We start from the raw sequence: 16,763 nt of genomic DNA, 5'->3' as shown, positions 1-16,763 counted from the left end.
CGACCCCGCGTCTGAAGTCCGAACCAGAAGGGAAAGGTTATGTCCGGCATACTGTCCATGATCCTGGCCGGCGGTGAAGGCACACGCTTGGCACCTCTCACCTCGGTACGCGCCAAGCCAGCGGTTCCCTTTGGCGGCAACTACCGCATCATCGACTTTGTGCTCAACAACTTCGTCAATTCCGACCTGCTGCAGATCTTCGTGCTGACGCAGTTCAAATCCCATTCTCTGATGAAACACATGAGTCGGCGCTGGCGAGTGACCGGTCTGACCAATCGGTTTATCGACCCCATTCCTGCCCAAATGCAAATGGGCAAACATTGGTATCAGGGCACCGCCGATGCCATCTATCAGAACATCGATTTGGTCGAAGGGCTGGACCCGGAAATCGTCTGTGTCTTTGGGGGCGATCACATCTACAAAATGGATGTGCGCCAGATGATCGAATTTCATCGCAGTCACGACGATGCGTTACTCACGGTTGCCGCCATTCCCGTCCCCGTCGAACAAGCCGATCAATTCGGCATCATCGAAATCGACGAACATCATAAGATGATCGGTTTCCAGGAAAAGCCCAAGTCCAACCCAAAAACCATTCCCGGCCGACCTGGCTGGGTATTGGCCAGCATGGGCAATTATGTGTTCGAAGCCGATACGCTGGTGGGTTGCCTGCGCGAAGACGCAGAGCGTACCGACTCTATTCACGACTTTGGCCACAACATCATTCCTCAGTTGTTTGAAGCCGGGGTGGTGTACGTCTACGACTTTTCCACCAACAGCATTCGTGGCGAAACCGAACACACCAGCGGTTACTGGCGCGATGTCGGCACCATCGATTCGTTATTTGAAGCCAACATGGATCTGCTGGCGGTCACACCGCCGATTGATCTGTACAACCGACACTGGCCGTTACGCTCGCATCACCCGGCCGTGCCACCGGCTAAATTTGTGCACGATGAAGCCAACCGCACCGGTCAAGCGATCAGCTCCATGATTTCCGGTGGTTGCATCATTTCCGGTGGCAGCGTGCATCAATCGATACTGGGTCATAACAGCCATATTCACAGTTACACCACGGTTGAAGACAGCGTCCTAATGGGCGGTAATGACATCGGCCGTGGTTGCCGCATTCGCCGTGCCATTCTCGATAAAAACGTGACCGTCGCACCGGGCACCGTGATTGGCGAAAACCCCGAACACGATCGCCAACGTTTTCACGTTTCCCCCGGTGGCGTTGTTGTTATCCCCAAAGGCGCCCGTGTTGGCTTCGATGACTGACCCACTGAAAATTCTGGTGATTGCCTCTGAAGTCGAAGGACTGGTTAAAACCGGAGGCTTAGCCGACGTTGCTCGCGCCCTGCCCGCCTGCCTGCAAGCAATGGGTCACGATGTTAAGGTCTCCATGCCAGCTTATGAGCGTATTCGTGAGCACTGGCGTACCTGGCCCGCTCAAACCATTTCCTTACCACTGAGCTTATCGGAAAGCCATCGTATCCAGGCGCGAACCGGTGACAACGATGGCCTTCCCATCATTGCACTCGAACACGCCCCCAGTTTCGAACGCGCCGGGGTCTATGACGATGGTTATCACGCCTTTGACGACAACCCGCGACGCTTTGCCATTCTCAGCAAAGGCGCCTTGCAATGGTGCCAGGAAAACAACTGGCAACCCGACATTGTTCATCTGAACGATTGGCAAAGTGCTCTGGGTGCGTATTACCTGGCCGAACACTTTAAAGATGAACCCTTCTTCGCCAATACCCGCAGCTTGCTGACGTTACACAACGGTGCGTACCAAGGCCACGCCGATGCTCAATGGTTACACCCTCTGGGCATCAACGAGCGCTATTTTCACGAAAACATTTTCGAAGACTACGGCCGCATCAATTTGCTCAAAGGCGGTATTTATTTTGCCGACGGTCTTAACGCCGTCAGCCCCGGCTATGCTGAAGAGTTAATGACAGATCTTGGCGGCCATGGCCTGGGGCGTTTCTTCCGTGCACGCCAGGACGACCTTATTGGCATCCTCAACGGATGCGACTATGGCCAGTGGTCTCCTGAAATTGATGCGCATATTACGGCCCATTTCCAAACCATTGATGAACCTGGCAAAGCGCACTGCAAGGCGGCGCTGCAACAGGAATTCGGTCTGGCAGAACGCGCCGTGCCGTTGCTGGTTTCGATCAGCCGTCTGACCGACCAAAAAGGCTTTCATCTACTGATTCCAGCGCTGGAAGAATTATTAAAAACCGCCGATTTCCAGGTCGTTTTACTCGGTTCTGGCGATGCCGAACTGGCTGCACGGCTGCATAGTCTGGAGCAACGTTATCCGTTAAAAGTCCGATTTACTGAAGGCTATGACATGGCGTTATCACATCGCCTGGAAGCCGGCGGAGATGCGTTCTTAATGCCTTCTCTGTTCGAGCCGTGCGGACTGAATCAGATCTACAGTCAGCGCTACGGAACCTTGCCACTCGTCCGCGACGTGGGGGGACTAAAAAACACCGTTACCGCCTTGAACACAACCGCCAGTAACGTTGATGAAGCCACAGGCTTCAGTTTTTTGGAACCGAATGCGACCACCTTGCAAAACGCGATTGAAAACCTGATCGGTGTCTATTTTAAACAGCCTGACATTTGGCAGCGTATGCAACGCAACGCCATGGAACAACGCTTTGAGTGGCGTGAATCGGCACTGCACTACATTGAGTTCTACCGACGCCTGCTGGCAACGCCACGTTCCAACCCGGGCGCTAGACCTCACTGAAGCCAGCGCTACACTGACTCTGCTCACTTCAAATTGGAGGTCAGTATGAATGCATCCTGGATCGACATCCCCACCCGTGACGGCAACACCTATCAAGGCTATTTAACCTTACCTCCCACAGGCAGTGGTCCTGGCATCGTTTTGTTGCAGGAAATCTGGGGTGTGAATTATCACATCCGCACTGTTGCCGATCAGTTCGCCTTATCTGGCTATACCGTCTTAGCTCCGGATGTGTTTTGGCGCATCGAACCTCGTATTGATTTGGACTACAACGAAGCGGGCAATGAAAAAGCCTTTAGCCTCGCAAAAGCCGTTGATCGTGATCAGGCCACGCTCGATATTGCCGATGCAGTCGACTGTTTAAAGACTCGCGACGAGGTTTCCGGAAAAACAGCCGTCTTAGGTTTTTGCTTGGGCGGGCAATTGGCATTTCGAGTGGCAGCTACGGGTAAGCCCGATGCTGCCGTGTGTTATTACGGTGGTAAAACCGTCGACTATCTGGACGAAGCCAAACAGATCAACATACCCATTCAATTTCACCACGGTGGTCAGGACGGCAGCATTCCACCCGATGCCATAACCGCCATAAAAGAGGCATTGGCTCATCACAAGCCGGCAGAATTCTTCGAGTACCCCGATGCGGGTCATGGTTTTAATTGCTGGGGACGCTCTTTGTATAATCAAAACGCATCGGCATTAGCCCAAGGGCGAAGCTTGGAATTTCTGGCGCACTATTTATAACGCGGGTGTCGTATTCATTGATGTTATTAAAAGCCGAGACATAAAATTTTGCTCGATTACTCACTCATAGATCAGGCAACTTAAATAGTGAGGAAAGAGCCCGCTGCATCCATACCCAATAGACATCGGGTATGGATGAAGTTCACGATACTAGAATCCAGCCATCCGCCGCCAGGCAGACTCCAATTCGCTGATCGCCTTTTTGTCGTAAAAAATGCGCTCTCGGTTATCCATTAATTGCTGCCAGCAGTGCGCCCGGTAGTCACCATCCTGTGCCACGCGCAAGGCCAGATCGACATAGTGCTCAGCCGATTCGGCAATCAAGTCTTTGAAACCCATCTGTTGATACAAACCGGAAGTAAAGTTCCCGCGCAGCAAAACCGACCGTTGCGTCACCACCGGCAAGCCTAAACCGAAAGCATCGAAACTGGTGTTCGCGCCGGTGTAATGGGGTGGATCAAGGGCAACATCAACACATTGCAATAAACCCAAATATTGATCATTCGGCATGCGCGGTATGATGGTCACTCGCTCGATAAGATGACCCAAAATGCGCTGCAATCGCTGTTGCAACAAGATCGCTTCATTCGATTCAGCGCCGCCGATCAACAACAACCGTCCTTTCGGATCACGCTCTACTATCTGCGCCACCAAAGTATCAAAGTCCGGATGCACCTTGCGCGGGTTCTGGTGACACAGATACAAGTGCTCGTGATCACTCAAGCCAAAGTCCAGGCGCTGCCAGGAACGAGTCGACAACACCGGCGGCTCAGCCCAGGTAAACATGTTATTCGGCATACTCAGCAAGGGTTCACTGTATAACTGCTGAGCGTTATCCGGCTCAACCAAGTCACTGGTCAGGAAAAAATCCATAGCCGGAATGCCAGTGGTCATTGGCCAGGCCCAACTGGTGTATTGCACGGGCGCGCAGCGAAACCAGGGTAAGAAATAGTTGAACGTATCGGTGCCCACTTCCCAGTGATAAATCACATCCAATTGTTCACGCCGCAACTGCTCGGCCGCCAAATCAACGCGTTCAGCCAAGGGTAACCAGCGGATATGCTTGAACGGCAACATGGCTTGTGTGCTTGCCAGAGCGGGGCGACTTACAGCAATGACGATTTCAAACTGGCGACTGTCAAAATGCGGCAACATCCCCCTCAGGCTGCGTGCAAATATCCCTTCGTGACCACGACTGACCACCAGTGCGATGCGCAGACGATCTACCCCTGAGCGCTTTTCGGGCGCATCAAAAGTGGGCAATCGATCCGCCAGCATTTGCGCGTAGATCACCTTAAATCGACGATCTTCTCGACCCTGGTACATTAATTTATACGTTGGTTCAGCTCCGGTCATATGCAGCTGTTCCAGTGGCAATACGCCAGGGCGATCCATCCACTGACTGATACGCTGCTGAAATGTTTCACGCCATTGATCAATCGCCAGGCTGGACTCATAGACATCTGGGCAGAGATTATCGGCGTGCAACTCATGCCACCAATGGTCAGGCTGGGCACGCGCCAAACGTCGGAAACTGCTTCCGGCCTGTTGCAGTTCGCCACTGCGTTCGAGTGCTTTTGCCAGGTTAAATTCAGCATCCATATAATCCGGAACTGCTGACAAGGCGTTTCTTAGAGGCTCTATTGCTTCGGTCGGTTTACGAATAAGAAGGTACGCACTGGCCAGATTGTTCAGTACTTTTGGCCGTTGAGAGGGTGGTGCAAAATTAAGTGCTTGCTGGTAGCTGTCGATGGCCTCGCTCATTTGCCCTAAATCCAATAGCGCATTACCGAGATTAAACCAGCCATCAGCGTTCTCAGGCTGTTGGGCCAAAGCCTGCCGGTATTCACCGACGGCATCTGTGAGTCGTCCCGCGCCACGCAATGACAACGCCAAATTAAAACGCGCTGCTACTAATTGTGGGTTCTGTTGAATGCAGGCGTGCAATACGTTGATGGCTTCGTCGTATCGCTCCAGTCGCCGCAGAACCTCACCTCGATTGACCGCAACCGGTGGTACCGGCCCGTACTTTCGTTCTAGCCAATCCAGCTGTGCTAACGCCTCGTTATGACGTTTCAAATACACCAGGCATAAAGCATGCTGCAAGCGATATTCCGGGTTGTCAGGCTCTGCCTTAACGAGTTGCAGGAACAACGCCTCAGCTTCTGTCGTGTGGCCTGTGGCCAATGCATTCTTTGCTGCAGTAAAACGATCCGAATGAGCCATCAATCATCCTTTCTATTGGCTGCCATTATGGAGCACGGCATCTGCATGGGTCTTTGAGATTCGCTGCACTGTGCAAACATCGCATCGTCGAACAGCGGTCGCTTCTCAGTAGACGCTACCCAAGCGTTCCTTGGATGCATGACCGATTAAAAACAGACAGTTAGTTAAACAGTTAAAGAATCGGGCCGTGATCAACCTTGGTAACTGGCTTAAACATTCACTCAAAAAAAAAGCCCAGGGTGTTCAGCCAATGGGCTCTTTGATCATCAAGATAACCAATAATTAATGCCGTAGCCGACGCCTATATAGACCTAATAATCCGGCCAGTACCAACATCACAAAATGATTGAGCGACCCTAGTAAAGAATCGTCGGTATTGGTGCTCGATTCACTGGCTAAAGGCTGAAGAACACGGGCATCAATGGTTTTTCTATCGTTTGGCACCCAACCAATAGCGATGACATCGTTGTTCATGGCAATCTCAGGCCCATGCTTTAATGTATCACTCAGGCTTCCGGTGATACGAACTCCGCCTTCAGCAATAGTATTGTTTGCAACGTCAACAGCGAAGCTTCCAACCGAATTTTCATTTCCAAAAATCCCCCAAACGGCAACCAAATGGCCTTCGGAATCGGATGCAAAAGACAGGTTGTCAGCATATGTCGAAGACGTAACGATTAAATTATTTATCAATTGCGGTGTGCCATTGGGATATCCATTTGCATTCCATCTTTGGAAGTAGATGTCATCATCTGACCCTTCCAGCCATGATGATACAAATCCTCCATCACGATCTGGGGCAACGTTCACCGAACTTACAGACGAGTCAGAACTTAATACATGGCCGTTATCTAAATCGACACTAGACAAGATAGGATTCAAATGTAGATCCAAGATCGAACCATCTATCGTGGGATAGTTATCGTAATCCTCCCAGCCTATCAGAACTTTTTGGTCATTATTCTGAGCAATTCCGGCAAGGTAATTAATGGAATGAAGAGCTTTACGACCTCGACTAGGTACCCCGCCTGACAGGTAAGACTGAATACTCAAGTCGTAATTCGCAGAAGAACTGTCTGTATGCCATACCAGAACAAAGTCACCGTCATTATCCATAGCAATATCCACCCCACAGGGGTTACTGCCCATACTTTCATACAACGGCAACGCACTGCTGGATGTATAAGGCGGCGAAAACAGTAAACCATCAATATCACTGGTTGCATTGCCCCCACAGTTGGTGCTGTTCGCTGATCCACTTTGAGGCACCGTCCAGGCCACCACCAAATTGCCTGCCTGGTCGGCCGCAACGGCTGGAAATTCGAAAGCATCACCACTGCTATTGCCCTGAACTAATGGGCGTGCAGATATAATGGGCTGACCTGAGGAGTTGAACAGCCCCAACATGACTCGGCCAGGCGAGCCAGAACCGTTTTCAGCCCAGACCACGACAAACGAGCCACCCGGTAACGAGACCATATCAAAGCCGTCGATTTCGTAACTCCCGGGAGCTTCACGCAAGGTCAGAACAGCACTGGATCCGTCCAGCAGGCTTTCGCTCCAAACCAAAGAAGGCATGGCGGCCGTACCGGTAATCGCCAAAGCCAAGGCGCTGCGGTGAAAAAGATTGGGTTTCATAAGAAGGTTCCTTCCCGACACATCATGGTGCCACTGCTAAGGCGTTGTACATGGAGACGAGACCCAGACCCATTTAGATGCTTCCCAGCGCACGGTCTGACGGGTCTCAGCCTGCGGATAATAAAGCCAAACGGCCAACACTGTATAAGTTTTGTACCGAGGTGACACAGAATACGCCTGTCGCACAGAAGCCTGAATAGAACTCAGAGGCAAAATTGTCGACTGGTCGACGAATAACACCGTACTCTGTTCGAACTACCTATTAGGCCCAGACTGCCCAGGGTCCGGACAATAGCGGCAACGATCTGATATTGATCTTTTATATCTTACTGTTCACTACAAACCCGTGAAACAGCGCAGACAGCGGTTGGCGCCACCACAGCGGTGCAGACTCCTTGACGGCATGACCCTGCATTTTCCAAGCGCGCCTGAGCTGCTGTACGACCTTGGGTTGGCACATGTCTGGTAGCCGTTCCAATGCCTGACTGAAACAGTCAATGGCTTCGTCCGGACGATTATCGTCTAACAGAACTTTGCCTAACCTGTACCAGGCTTCGCCGTGGTCAGGCTCGTGAGCTAACGCTAGCCGGTATTCCGATATGGCTTCATCCAATTTCCCGGCATGGTTCAACGCACGAGCCAAGTTAAACCGCGCCTGCATGAATCGCGGCCGTCGCTCAGTAAACTGAGTGAGCACCTCAACGGCCTCGTCATGTCGTCCCATGCGGCTTAGAATATCGGCGCGATTGATGCTGACAGCTGGCACTTGCGAGTAGTCTTTGGAGAGCACTTTCAATTGCGCCAACGCCTCATTAAGGCGACCCAATCGTGACAGTAACAAAGCGTAATGAAGACGAATTTCCGGATCATCGGGATGGGTACTGAGCAATTGAAGAATTAACGGTTCGGCGCGCAGATCGTCACCATTTTCTGTGAGTTGTTTAATCCGTTCCAAAATATCGTTTGTGGTCATTCCTTTCTCCCTCGATCAAACAGTCCTTATGTCTTGAGCTGGCGACAGCTCAGACTTTGTCGTACACGGCGAGAGAATATCGAAGGAGCGATTGAATAAACGTTTGAATAAACGAGGAAATAAGCCAGCAATGTGTATATTTGTGGCCCAGTCAACGATTGTTACAACAGGAAGAAACAGTTGGACGGGAGATGGCTTGGGTTTTGTGACATAAAACTCGTTCGGCGAGCCGGATCCTGACGTTATAACCCGTCTTTGTAGTCAGACTCGAGGTGTCGATTCACGTTTTCAAACGCCATTGAACGTAACTGAGAGAAATACTGCCGCACCAAAGCTTCCCCATCGGAATCTTGCATCGGCGCCTGCCACAAACCTGAACGAACCACCGCTTTACCACAATGGAAAAAAACTTCTTCAACCGTTACTACCGTCGCCACCAGTGCGGGCTTCCCATCTGCGGCGAGTTCATCTAATAAAGTAGGATCACGATTTAATCGAGCCTGACCATTTACGCGCAGCGTTTCGCGTGTACCTGGAATCATAAAGATCAGACTGATTGATCCCGTCTGCAGAATATTATGGAACCCAAACGCCAGGCGATTGCCCTTGCGCTCAGGGATTACCAGCCGGTTTTTATCAACGACCTGAACAAAACCGGCTGCATCACCTTTCGGTGACACATCTACCTGTTGCTGAGCATTACAAGTGGCTACCAATACAAAGGGGGATAACGCAATAAACTGTCGAAACGGTTCTGTCAGTGACGATTCAATCTTATCCAGCGCTGCCAGAGTAGGCAGCGGAATCGATTCTCTTAATTGTTCTTCGTTGCGAATGTCAAACTCTTCTCGAATACGCATAAACACCTTTTTGCTGACATCCGCCCCAAAAGTTTCATTGGACTGGTCACCATCAATACCGGCCAAAACGCTCCAAGAGCCGGTTTAAACGAGCCGTGCTGTCAAAAAAGCTGCTACCGCTGCGTTCACCCACCCGAATGGAGGTGGCCATCAAATAGAAGCCCATCCGCATTTCCTGCTCTTGCGGACTGTATGCTGGACCATGGTTAAGATCACTATCAACTTTCAGTAGAAACTGATCCAGACGATCGTCTTCGGCCCGAGTAAAGGCCACTAAATCGTCATAGCTCTCGATATTATTGTCATCGAGCAACTCGTCGAGAACTTTATCCAGGCGACCGTTATAGCGGTAATTGTAAGCCGCCTTTTCCACTGAATAGGCATTAAATTCACTGGCTTCCGGTAAGGCGCCTTCAGCAAACAATTCATTAAAGCCGTGCATTAATTCATGCGTCATAAACACACCGGCGAATGCCGGGGACACTCGATCCGGCCTTACCGTGACTGCCATTAGATTGGCTTGCTGGCCGGTTTGCAAAGTCGGACCGGGCTGCGACAGGCTCGGATGATCTTCAGCTAAAAATAGAATCCACAAACCGTCGGTATGGCCATCAGTCGCGGCGATAATCTGACCGTCCGCTTGAATGTAGCCCCAAAATAAATGCGGATAGAGATTTTGGTCGATGGCCTGAATCAAGGATGCATCTTCCTGTTCCTCAGCATCCGGCACGGGCACCGATCCCATCACCTGAGCCAGGCTTTGCTCATAAACCGACTTGGCTTCCACCCAGTCAACAAAGGTCTCTGATTCCGGCACTTCGTATGTTGCCTGACTGGCACAACCAGCCAATAAGACCAATAGCATTAACGAAAACGCAGCGCGTGCGAGCATTGCTCGGCTCTCCATGCAGATAACAGGGAAATGACCATAGCACAGCCACCCTAAGCTCCACCATTTGCAGCGAAGACAGTTTAGCCCGTCGGCCAGAAGCTGATATGTACGCCATGGCTTATCAGAGGCTTTCCAGGCTGTGCCCTATTCATTCTGATCTATATAAGTTTGAATAATGAATCCAACGGACAATTCCGCTTTATTCATTCCGTTACTTTTGCGATCTACTCCAACCACTTATACATCACCAACGCATCCACCAGACCCTGCGTTGGATGATTAAATGCTTTGGGCAAGCGACCAACGGTTGCAAATCCCAGTTTGCTCCACAGCCTTATGGCACCTTCGTTGCTGGCTGCGACAAAATTAAATTGCATAGCCAGGTAACCCAGTTCTCTGGCGACTTGTTGAGAGTGTTCGCAGAGCTGAGTAGCCAGGCCTTGACCGCGAGCAGAAGAAGACACCATATAGCCACAGTTGCACACGTGACTGCCGGGGCCGGCCTGATTGGTTTTCAGATAATAGGTCGCCAGAATCTCGCCATGATCATTTTCATAGACAAAGGTTTTACGCGGTAACGCCATCCACAAATGATAGGCTTGGTCGCGGTCAGTATTGGTGGCATACGCGTAGGTTTCACCGGCACGTACGACGTTTTCGAATATTGGCCAGATAGCATTAAAATCGTCTGGGCTTGCTTCGCGTATCACCTGAACTCCTTAACTTTGGTATTGCGGTACTAACGTTGTTTTCTCAACTCGTAAACATACGACAGATAACCCAGCTTCTGATAGAAACCCAACACTCGATCATTATTCGCCAGCACCTCTAGGTGCAGCGGTTTCCCTGGGGTCGCCATTGTTTCGGCTCGCTCCAATAGCAACCGGCCATAACCACATCGGCGCCGATCCGGTACCACGTATAGCTGGCGAATATAATTCCGGTCAGGTTCCAGGGCGAACAAACAATACCCCACTAGTCGTTCACCCTCGAAAACAGCCAGGCATTGATAATCACAGTCCAACCAGTGACGTAGGCGTTGCGCCAGTTGCACTAAGTTTAATAGTGTCGTGCTGCCCTCTTCTGCAATCAACGCCTGATTTAACGGCGCCAAGCGTTCCGCGTAACGGCCATCAACTTTTGTAATCTCAACCATGCAAACGACTCAACCAGACTTTGATACCCGCATATGCAAAAAGCCCTGCGAAGAGCGCATCAAAATAGCGTTTGGATTGATCATAAGCGTGGCGAACTCGGGCGTTTGAAAAAAGAACGGCGTAACCAAAAAAGACGACGCCATTGGTTCCGCTGATTACAGCAATTACAGACACCAAACTTGGGATGGACGTATTAGGCGCCAACATCACCGAATAGAGCGCTCCAAAAAATAACACCGCCTTGGGATTGGTCAGATGGATCAGTAACCCGCGTCGATAGACCGCCGCTAATGTTTGTGGAGAACCAGCCATCTGTGTTGATGGCACTGTGGCTATCATGGAACGAAATGATCGATACGAGAGATACAGCAAGTAACCAGCGCCGAACGTTCGCAAGACGTCAAACAGCCAGGCATTGGCTAACATGAGTGCGCCCATTCCAAAGGCCGCGGAAACCGACCAAATTAACGAGCCGCACCAGATCCCACCCGCCACTGCTAATGCCCGTGAACGACCGCTCACAAAGGCGGTACTGGAAATCGCCAGAGTGGCTGGCCCTGGGCTTGCACAGGCAAGAAACGCCGCACTAATGACCAGCCAATAAGGAATGTCCGCCATCGCCGCACTCGCTCCGACAGTAGGTTGCAGTACCAACCACTATATCGCGACGACTGGCAATCGGCATCACCCTTACCGCTAGTGTGCCGTATTGTCTTGACCGCGAATACTGCCAAAAGCGACGAAGGCAATTGCCGTCGCGATGGCCGTGCTGATTGCACCGGTCCAATACACGGTACCAGCGCCGGTCCATAACCAGCCCGACAATAAGTTGCCGACAATTAACCCGACACCCATTCCGGTTGCCACATAAAGGCCTTGACCTAAACCCTGACGACTCGGTGGGAACAACCGGCCTACCCGATGAATGGCAACAGAATGAATCACCCCAAAGGTCAACGCATGTAACATTTGAGTGAAGAAGACCAACGCAAAGCTGTTATCGACCGTCGCCAGCAATGACCAACGCAAAACGGTTGCGAGCAACGCGGTTAATAACAGAAAACGCTCAGTAAACCGCTGAAACCAGGCGCCAATAACAAAGAACACAGCAATCTCTGTCGCGGTGCCAAAACTGATTAAAAAGCCAATGATACTGGCGCTGAAATCACGTGCTTTCAGAAACAAATCGAAGAAGGTGTTGTAGGGGGCAATGCCGATTTGCCAGAAAAATACCACCGCAAGCAGCACACACACCTGACGCCAATCGATGCGTTGTGTTTCTCCGGCACGGATGGCCTGACGCTGCGCCGAATCCAGCCGTGTCTCGGTGGGTATTAGCAGTGTTGTCAGCCACATCAGGCCACAGAGCGCGACGCCAATGACCGGCAAAATGGTGACCGGCAAATAATCCAGGGCGACGCCCAACAACCAGACAATAATGACGTAGCCCACCGAGCCCCATAATCGAACCTGGCCATAGCGAGATTTATCGGGCCCGAGCACGGTCATGGCCAAGCCTTCCATCTGCGGCAACACCGCCGATAAAAAGACGCCAAATAATCCGAATACGCCGAGATACCAATAAAAACCTGTGCCAAATAAGGTCAGTAAATAAAACACGCCCATCATGACAAAACCAAAACGGATCATCGGTAAACGCCGCCCGGTCCGGTCGGTAATCAGGCTGAATAAAAAGGGTGCAAACACATTCACGCCGAAAACCAAGGCTGAAATAACGCCAATCTGCGGAGCGGTCAGACCACGGGCGTCCAGAAAGCGAGCGAGATAAGGAAACACCACGCCAAACAAGGTGAAATAACAGGCGTACATGGGCGACAAGCGCCAGGCTTTCTGTTGAAAAGATAACTCAGACATAGTGCTTCTCAGACCTTAACATTCAGGTGCCGGCCTTCAGCCTGCACTCTTTTTCAGCGCTTTTTGGCGCGCACGACGCTCAGCAAAAAAACGCGACATCAATTCAGCGCATTCGTCTTCCAACACACCACCAACAACGTCCAGATGATGGTTGTATGGTCCAGCATCAAACAGCTGCAAATTAGAACGCACAGCACCACTTTTCGGTTCCGCTGCACCATAGACCAATCGGTTAATGCGGCTGTGTACCAGCAAGCCGGCGCACATGGTGCACGGTTCGACGGTGACATAGAGCGTAGCGCCACTGAGTCGATAGTTGCCCACCGCCTGAGCGGCATTGCGAATGGCCACCATCTCGGCGTGTGCACTGGGATCGAGCCGGCCGATGGGTTCGTTAAAGCCCTCGGCAATCACTTGATGGTCTTGAACAACCACCGCACCCACCGGCACTTCACCGGCACGGTAGGCACGCTGCGCCTGTGCCAACGCTAAGCGCATATAGTGGGAGTCATCCATTGACCTGCTCTCCTGTGAAAAAGGCCGCCATCATACAGCAGCGTTCAGTCCAGTTCAGCCGGCGGCTTCGCAACAAGGTTAGCTTAGAGGAAACGCAGCGTATCACGAGCACCCCAGTTGCCCAGCCGCTGACACTGGGTCAGGATGAGGAACTTCTGCGGATCAGACGCATCTATCCAGACGCCCCCCTAATGAGGACATCGTTGTGACCGATTACACCCCACCCAAAGTGTGGACCTGGAACAGTGCCAACGGCGGTGAATTTGCCAGTATCAACCGCCCCATCGCCGGCGCGACGCACGATAAAGACTTACCGGTTGGCAAACACCCCCTGCAGCTTTACTCGCTGGCCACCCCCAACGGTCAGAAAGTGACTATTTTGCTGGAAGAGCTTTTGGCGCTCGGCTACACCGGCGCGGAATACGATGCCTGGCTGATTAAGATTAACGAGGGTGATCAGTTCAGCAGCGGCTTCGTCGAGATCAATCCTAACTCCAAGATTCCAGCATTGATGGATCATTCCGGTGCCACACCGGTGCGCGTCTTTGAGTCCGGCGCCATCTTGCTCTATTTGGCGGAAAAATTCGGTGAATTCGTACCGACTGAGCCCAGTGCCGCACGCACAGAATGCTTGAATTGGTTATTCTGGCAAATGGGCAGCGCGCCCTATGTGGGCGGCGGCTTCGGTCACTTCTACCATTATGCACCCAGCAAAATTGAATACGCCATCGACCGTTTCGCCATGGAAACCAAGCGCCAACTGGATGTCCTTGATCGCCAGCTCGCTGAACGCGATTACATCGCTGGCAACGATTACAGCATCGCCGACATGGCGATCTTTCCGTGGTACGGCGGCCTGGTGAAGTTTGATTCGTATAATGGCGCTGAGTTCTTATCCGTGCACGAATACAAGAATGTCCAGCGCTGGGCGGATGAGATTCTGAAACGACCAGCGGTACAACGCGGACGCATGGTTAACCGAGTCATCGGCGATCCTTCGGAACAATTACATGAACGTCACGACGCCGGTGATTTTGACACCAAAACCCAAGACAAGTTAAACGCCTAGTTGCGTCGGTACTTAACAAGGATGCCTTAGCCTTAACATTAACCGGGGTGATCCAGCGCATCACCCCGGTTATACTGCTGCCCGCTATCACAAATAGCATAGTGTTTCGATTGAAACAGCAGTACGCAGTACGGGGCGAGATGCACGGTGAAGCGATCGGTGGTGTTGTCTGATGTTTGTCGCAGTTGGCTGTGTCGCATTGTTCTCTCCATGGTGATCGGTGGTCTTACGATCATTACCCCAGTGAACGCGACCTTGATGGATGATGCCGTTGCTCATCTGAACATTGCGGATGTTAATCGAGTAACGCACGGCATCTTCGGCTTCGACCTGACGGCTTTGCCGGATGGTCGCTTTGCCGTCGTTTGGACTGAAGCCAAGGATGAAACTCAAGACGGCAGCGGTTCCACCAAAGGTGGCGCGGTTTATCTGCAGCGCTATGACCGCAACGGCGGCGCTATCGGTCAGAACATCACTGTTTTCGAAGATGTATCCGGCACTGTGTTTCCCGAACGCCCCAGCGTTGCTGCCGATGATCAAGGTCATTTGATCGTCGCCTGGACGACCGTGACCGATATTCAATATCTCAATGCCCACCACTGTACTCGAGGCACCACTGTGGTGGTCAGACGGGTCACCGGGAATACGGTATATGCTGTCGCTGCGCCTGACATCGCCAGCAATGAACCTTGCGGTATTGATGTGGCAATGGATGCCGATGGTGATTTCGCCTTGCTGTGGGGCTATACGAACAACGCTGGCACGCAGCAACTGAACCTTCAGACTTATACGGCAGCAGGCACTAAGATCGCGTCCGCCAGTCCGGTGAGTTCTGCTGGAAACGGTCATCTGGCCATGCAGTCCGACGGCCGTTTTTTCTTAGCCTGGGCAGAGCCAGAAGCGGGTGACGGTTCTATCATCAAAGCGCAGCTCTATAATCTACAGGCACAGTCAATTAATGCCCCTTTTCGCTTGGATGCGCGCAGCAATGCGTCCTTGCCGGTGCAAATCAAACCCAATCTGACGGTAACCGCCGATGGCGGATTGATGGGTATCTGGGCGGAAATGGATGAACCCTATAGCAACACGTCCGGCAGCGATTCCAGTGTGCTGGAAATACGAGGACAACGCTGGTCTGCCGACGGTTCAACCGGTGCGGCTATGTTGTTCGGCCGTCATCAAGAGCAAGGTTCCTTTCGTCTAGATGTTTCGACCCCCGCCATTGGAACTGACAGCAAAGGCAATGTCATGGCCGCTTGGGCGTTTGATACCGGAACCAGCGATGTCCTTCCTTCACAGGCCGAAGCGACAATAATGGACAGCGCCAGCCAGCTGGTCGAAGAACGTCAATTCGCTTATGCCGATTACAGTTGGGAAGACCGAAACCTTAAAGTGGGTCAAGAGGACATCGACGCCGGCCGCCTTGCCGTCAGCGATGAATTCAGTGTGATTGCCTGGGTCGAATTCGATCGACGAGCCAACCCGGATCGTATGAAGTTAAACGCCCTGGTCATGCCGAGCTTGGCGGAAAATAATCGGCGTATTGCGGACCAGAACCTAAACGTCGGTGGTGCGCTCGGGGCACCGATCATTGGCTTAATGCTTCTACTGAGCCTGGCACGTCATTTTCGGTGCTGCCTTCGCTGCTGACTGTCACTAACGGCGATTGAACGATTGACGATTGCATGCTGCAAAAAGTATCAGCCCAACACCGCCTTGGTTTAACGAGGTTCAGGCTGAAGGTTTGGATTGCAGCGCAATATCGATCGTGCAGTTTATCGATAATATCTGACCACTTTCGGCAGCTGTATCCAACAACTGCATCACGTCCTGCCTGGTCTGCTGCAACTGTTCAATGCGCGTTAATTGCCCGGGGGCCGTTTCACCAAAACGCTCCTGATGGCTGAATTCTTTGCGCTCGTGAAAACCGATCTTACTGTCGATCAGTTTAATCAACACTTCGCGCGCTTCTTCGGCATCAAAGTGACCGGCGATCAATTGTAATTGGTGCTGGTTCAAGTCGTCGCTCATGCTAAATTCCTCCCATGT

The 16,763-nt window shown here is 51.8% G+C and carries 16 protein-coding genes; 5 read left to right on the top strand and 11 right to left on the bottom strand.

From position 1 onward, the window contains the following. The first annotated feature begins 39 nt into the window (after positions 1 to 39). From glgC to BGP77_RS10980, 3 genes are read left to right on the top strand one after another with little or no spacing between them, the layout of a single operon-like run. Complete coding sequence (gene glgC / locus BGP77_RS10990) at positions 40 to 1,278, top strand: glucose-1-phosphate adenylyltransferase (RefSeq protein WP_108164785.1); 1,239 nt, start codon at positions 40 to 42, stop codon at positions 1,276 to 1,278. Next, positions 1,271 to 2,767: a glycogen synthase gene (locus BGP77_RS10985; RefSeq protein WP_108164783.1), complete on the top strand. Its 1,497-nt coding sequence runs from the start codon at positions 1,271 to 1,273 to the stop codon at positions 2,765 to 2,767. The genes glgC and BGP77_RS10985 overlap by 8 nt, the downstream gene beginning before the upstream one ends. Positions 2,768 to 2,812: 45 nt before the next feature. Next, the gene (locus BGP77_RS10980) at positions 2,813 to 3,508 is read left to right on the top strand and encodes a dienelactone hydrolase family protein (protein WP_108164781.1); all 696 of its coding nucleotides are present in this window, start codon (positions 2,813 to 2,815) and stop codon (positions 3,506 to 3,508) included. A 150-nt stretch (positions 3,509 to 3,658) separates the two neighbouring features. On the opposite strand, the gene BGP77_RS10975 is transcribed toward BGP77_RS10980, so the two are convergent. The 10 genes from BGP77_RS10975 to tadA form a co-directional block, all read right to left on the bottom strand. Continuing rightward, on the bottom strand, positions 3,659 to 5,734 hold the full coding sequence (locus BGP77_RS10975) for a tetratricopeptide repeat protein (protein WP_108164779.1): 2,076 nt from the start codon (positions 5,732 to 5,734) through the stop codon (positions 3,659 to 3,661). Positions 5,735 to 6,016: 282 nt separating this feature from the next. Continuing rightward, entirely contained in the window at positions 6,017 to 7,372 is a 1,356-nt protein-coding gene (locus tag BGP77_RS10970; protein ID WP_108164777.1) for a hypothetical protein, read from the bottom strand. Positions 7,373 to 7,691: 319 nt separating this feature from the next. Next, positions 7,692 to 8,345 carry a tetratricopeptide repeat protein gene (locus BGP77_RS10965; RefSeq protein ID WP_108164775.1) on the bottom strand — a complete coding sequence of 218 codons (654 nt, stop codon included), beginning with the start codon at positions 8,343 to 8,345 and terminating at the stop codon, positions 7,692 to 7,694. A gap of 242 nt (positions 8,346 to 8,587) precedes the next feature. Then, on the bottom strand, positions 8,588 to 9,271 hold the full coding sequence (locus tag BGP77_RS10960; protein WP_108164773.1) for an MSMEG_1061 family FMN-dependent PPOX-type flavoprotein: 684 nt from the start codon (positions 9,269 to 9,271) through the stop codon (positions 8,588 to 8,590). After that, entirely contained in the window at positions 9,258 to 10,097 is an 840-nt protein-coding gene (locus BGP77_RS10955; protein WP_108164772.1) for a hypothetical protein, read from the bottom strand. The genes BGP77_RS10960 and BGP77_RS10955 overlap by 14 nt, the downstream gene beginning before the upstream one ends. Positions 10,098 to 10,321: 224 nt before the next feature. Beyond that, the gene (locus BGP77_RS10950; RefSeq protein ID WP_108164771.1) at positions 10,322 to 10,807 is read right to left on the bottom strand and encodes a GNAT family N-acetyltransferase; all 486 of its coding nucleotides are present in this window, start codon (positions 10,805 to 10,807) and stop codon (positions 10,322 to 10,324) included. 29 nt (positions 10,808 to 10,836) lie between these two features. Continuing rightward, positions 10,837 to 11,253, bottom strand: coding sequence for a GNAT family N-acetyltransferase (locus tag BGP77_RS10945; RefSeq protein WP_108164769.1), 417 nt, complete (start codon positions 11,251 to 11,253; stop codon positions 10,837 to 10,839). Next, a complete protein-coding gene (locus BGP77_RS10940) occupies positions 11,246 to 11,872 on the bottom strand; it encodes a LysE family translocator (protein WP_108164768.1) in 627 nt (208 codons plus the stop codon). Before BGP77_RS10940 ends, BGP77_RS10945 begins: the two co-directional genes overlap by 8 nt. 78 nt (positions 11,873 to 11,950) lie before the next feature. Further along, complete coding sequence (locus tag BGP77_RS10935) at positions 11,951 to 13,129, bottom strand: MFS transporter (RefSeq protein ID WP_108164766.1); 1,179 nt, start codon at positions 13,127 to 13,129, stop codon at positions 11,951 to 11,953. Between the two features lie 36 nt (positions 13,130 to 13,165). After that, a complete protein-coding gene (gene tadA, locus BGP77_RS10930) occupies positions 13,166 to 13,645 on the bottom strand; it encodes a tRNA adenosine(34) deaminase TadA (protein ID WP_108164765.1) in 480 nt (159 codons plus the stop codon). A 205-nt stretch (positions 13,646 to 13,850) separates the two neighbouring features. Between tadA and yghU the strand changes: the two genes are divergently transcribed. After that, on the top strand, positions 13,851 to 14,714 hold the full coding sequence (gene yghU / locus BGP77_RS10920) for a glutathione-dependent disulfide-bond oxidoreductase (RefSeq protein WP_108164763.1): 864 nt from the start codon (positions 13,851 to 13,853) through the stop codon (positions 14,712 to 14,714). A gap of 147 nt (positions 14,715 to 14,861) precedes the next feature. Further along, entirely contained in the window at positions 14,862 to 16,364 is a 1,503-nt protein-coding gene (locus BGP77_RS10915) for a hypothetical protein (protein ID WP_146171234.1), read from the top strand. A gap of 81 nt (positions 16,365 to 16,445) precedes the next feature. Here BGP77_RS10915 and BGP77_RS10910 read toward each other — a convergent pair whose 3' ends face one another. Beyond that, on the bottom strand, positions 16,446 to 16,745 hold the full coding sequence (locus BGP77_RS10910; protein ID WP_108164761.1) for a hypothetical protein: 300 nt from the start codon (positions 16,743 to 16,745) through the stop codon (positions 16,446 to 16,448). Positions 16,746 to 16,763: the final 18 nt, after the last annotated feature.

The organism is Saccharospirillum sp. MSK14-1 (genome assembly GCF_003054965.1).
Lineage (GTDB): Bacteria > Pseudomonadota > Gammaproteobacteria > Pseudomonadales > Natronospirillaceae > Saccharospirillum.
Note: the sequence above shows the minus strand (reverse complement) of the source record. Positions and strands in the feature narration are given on the sequence as shown.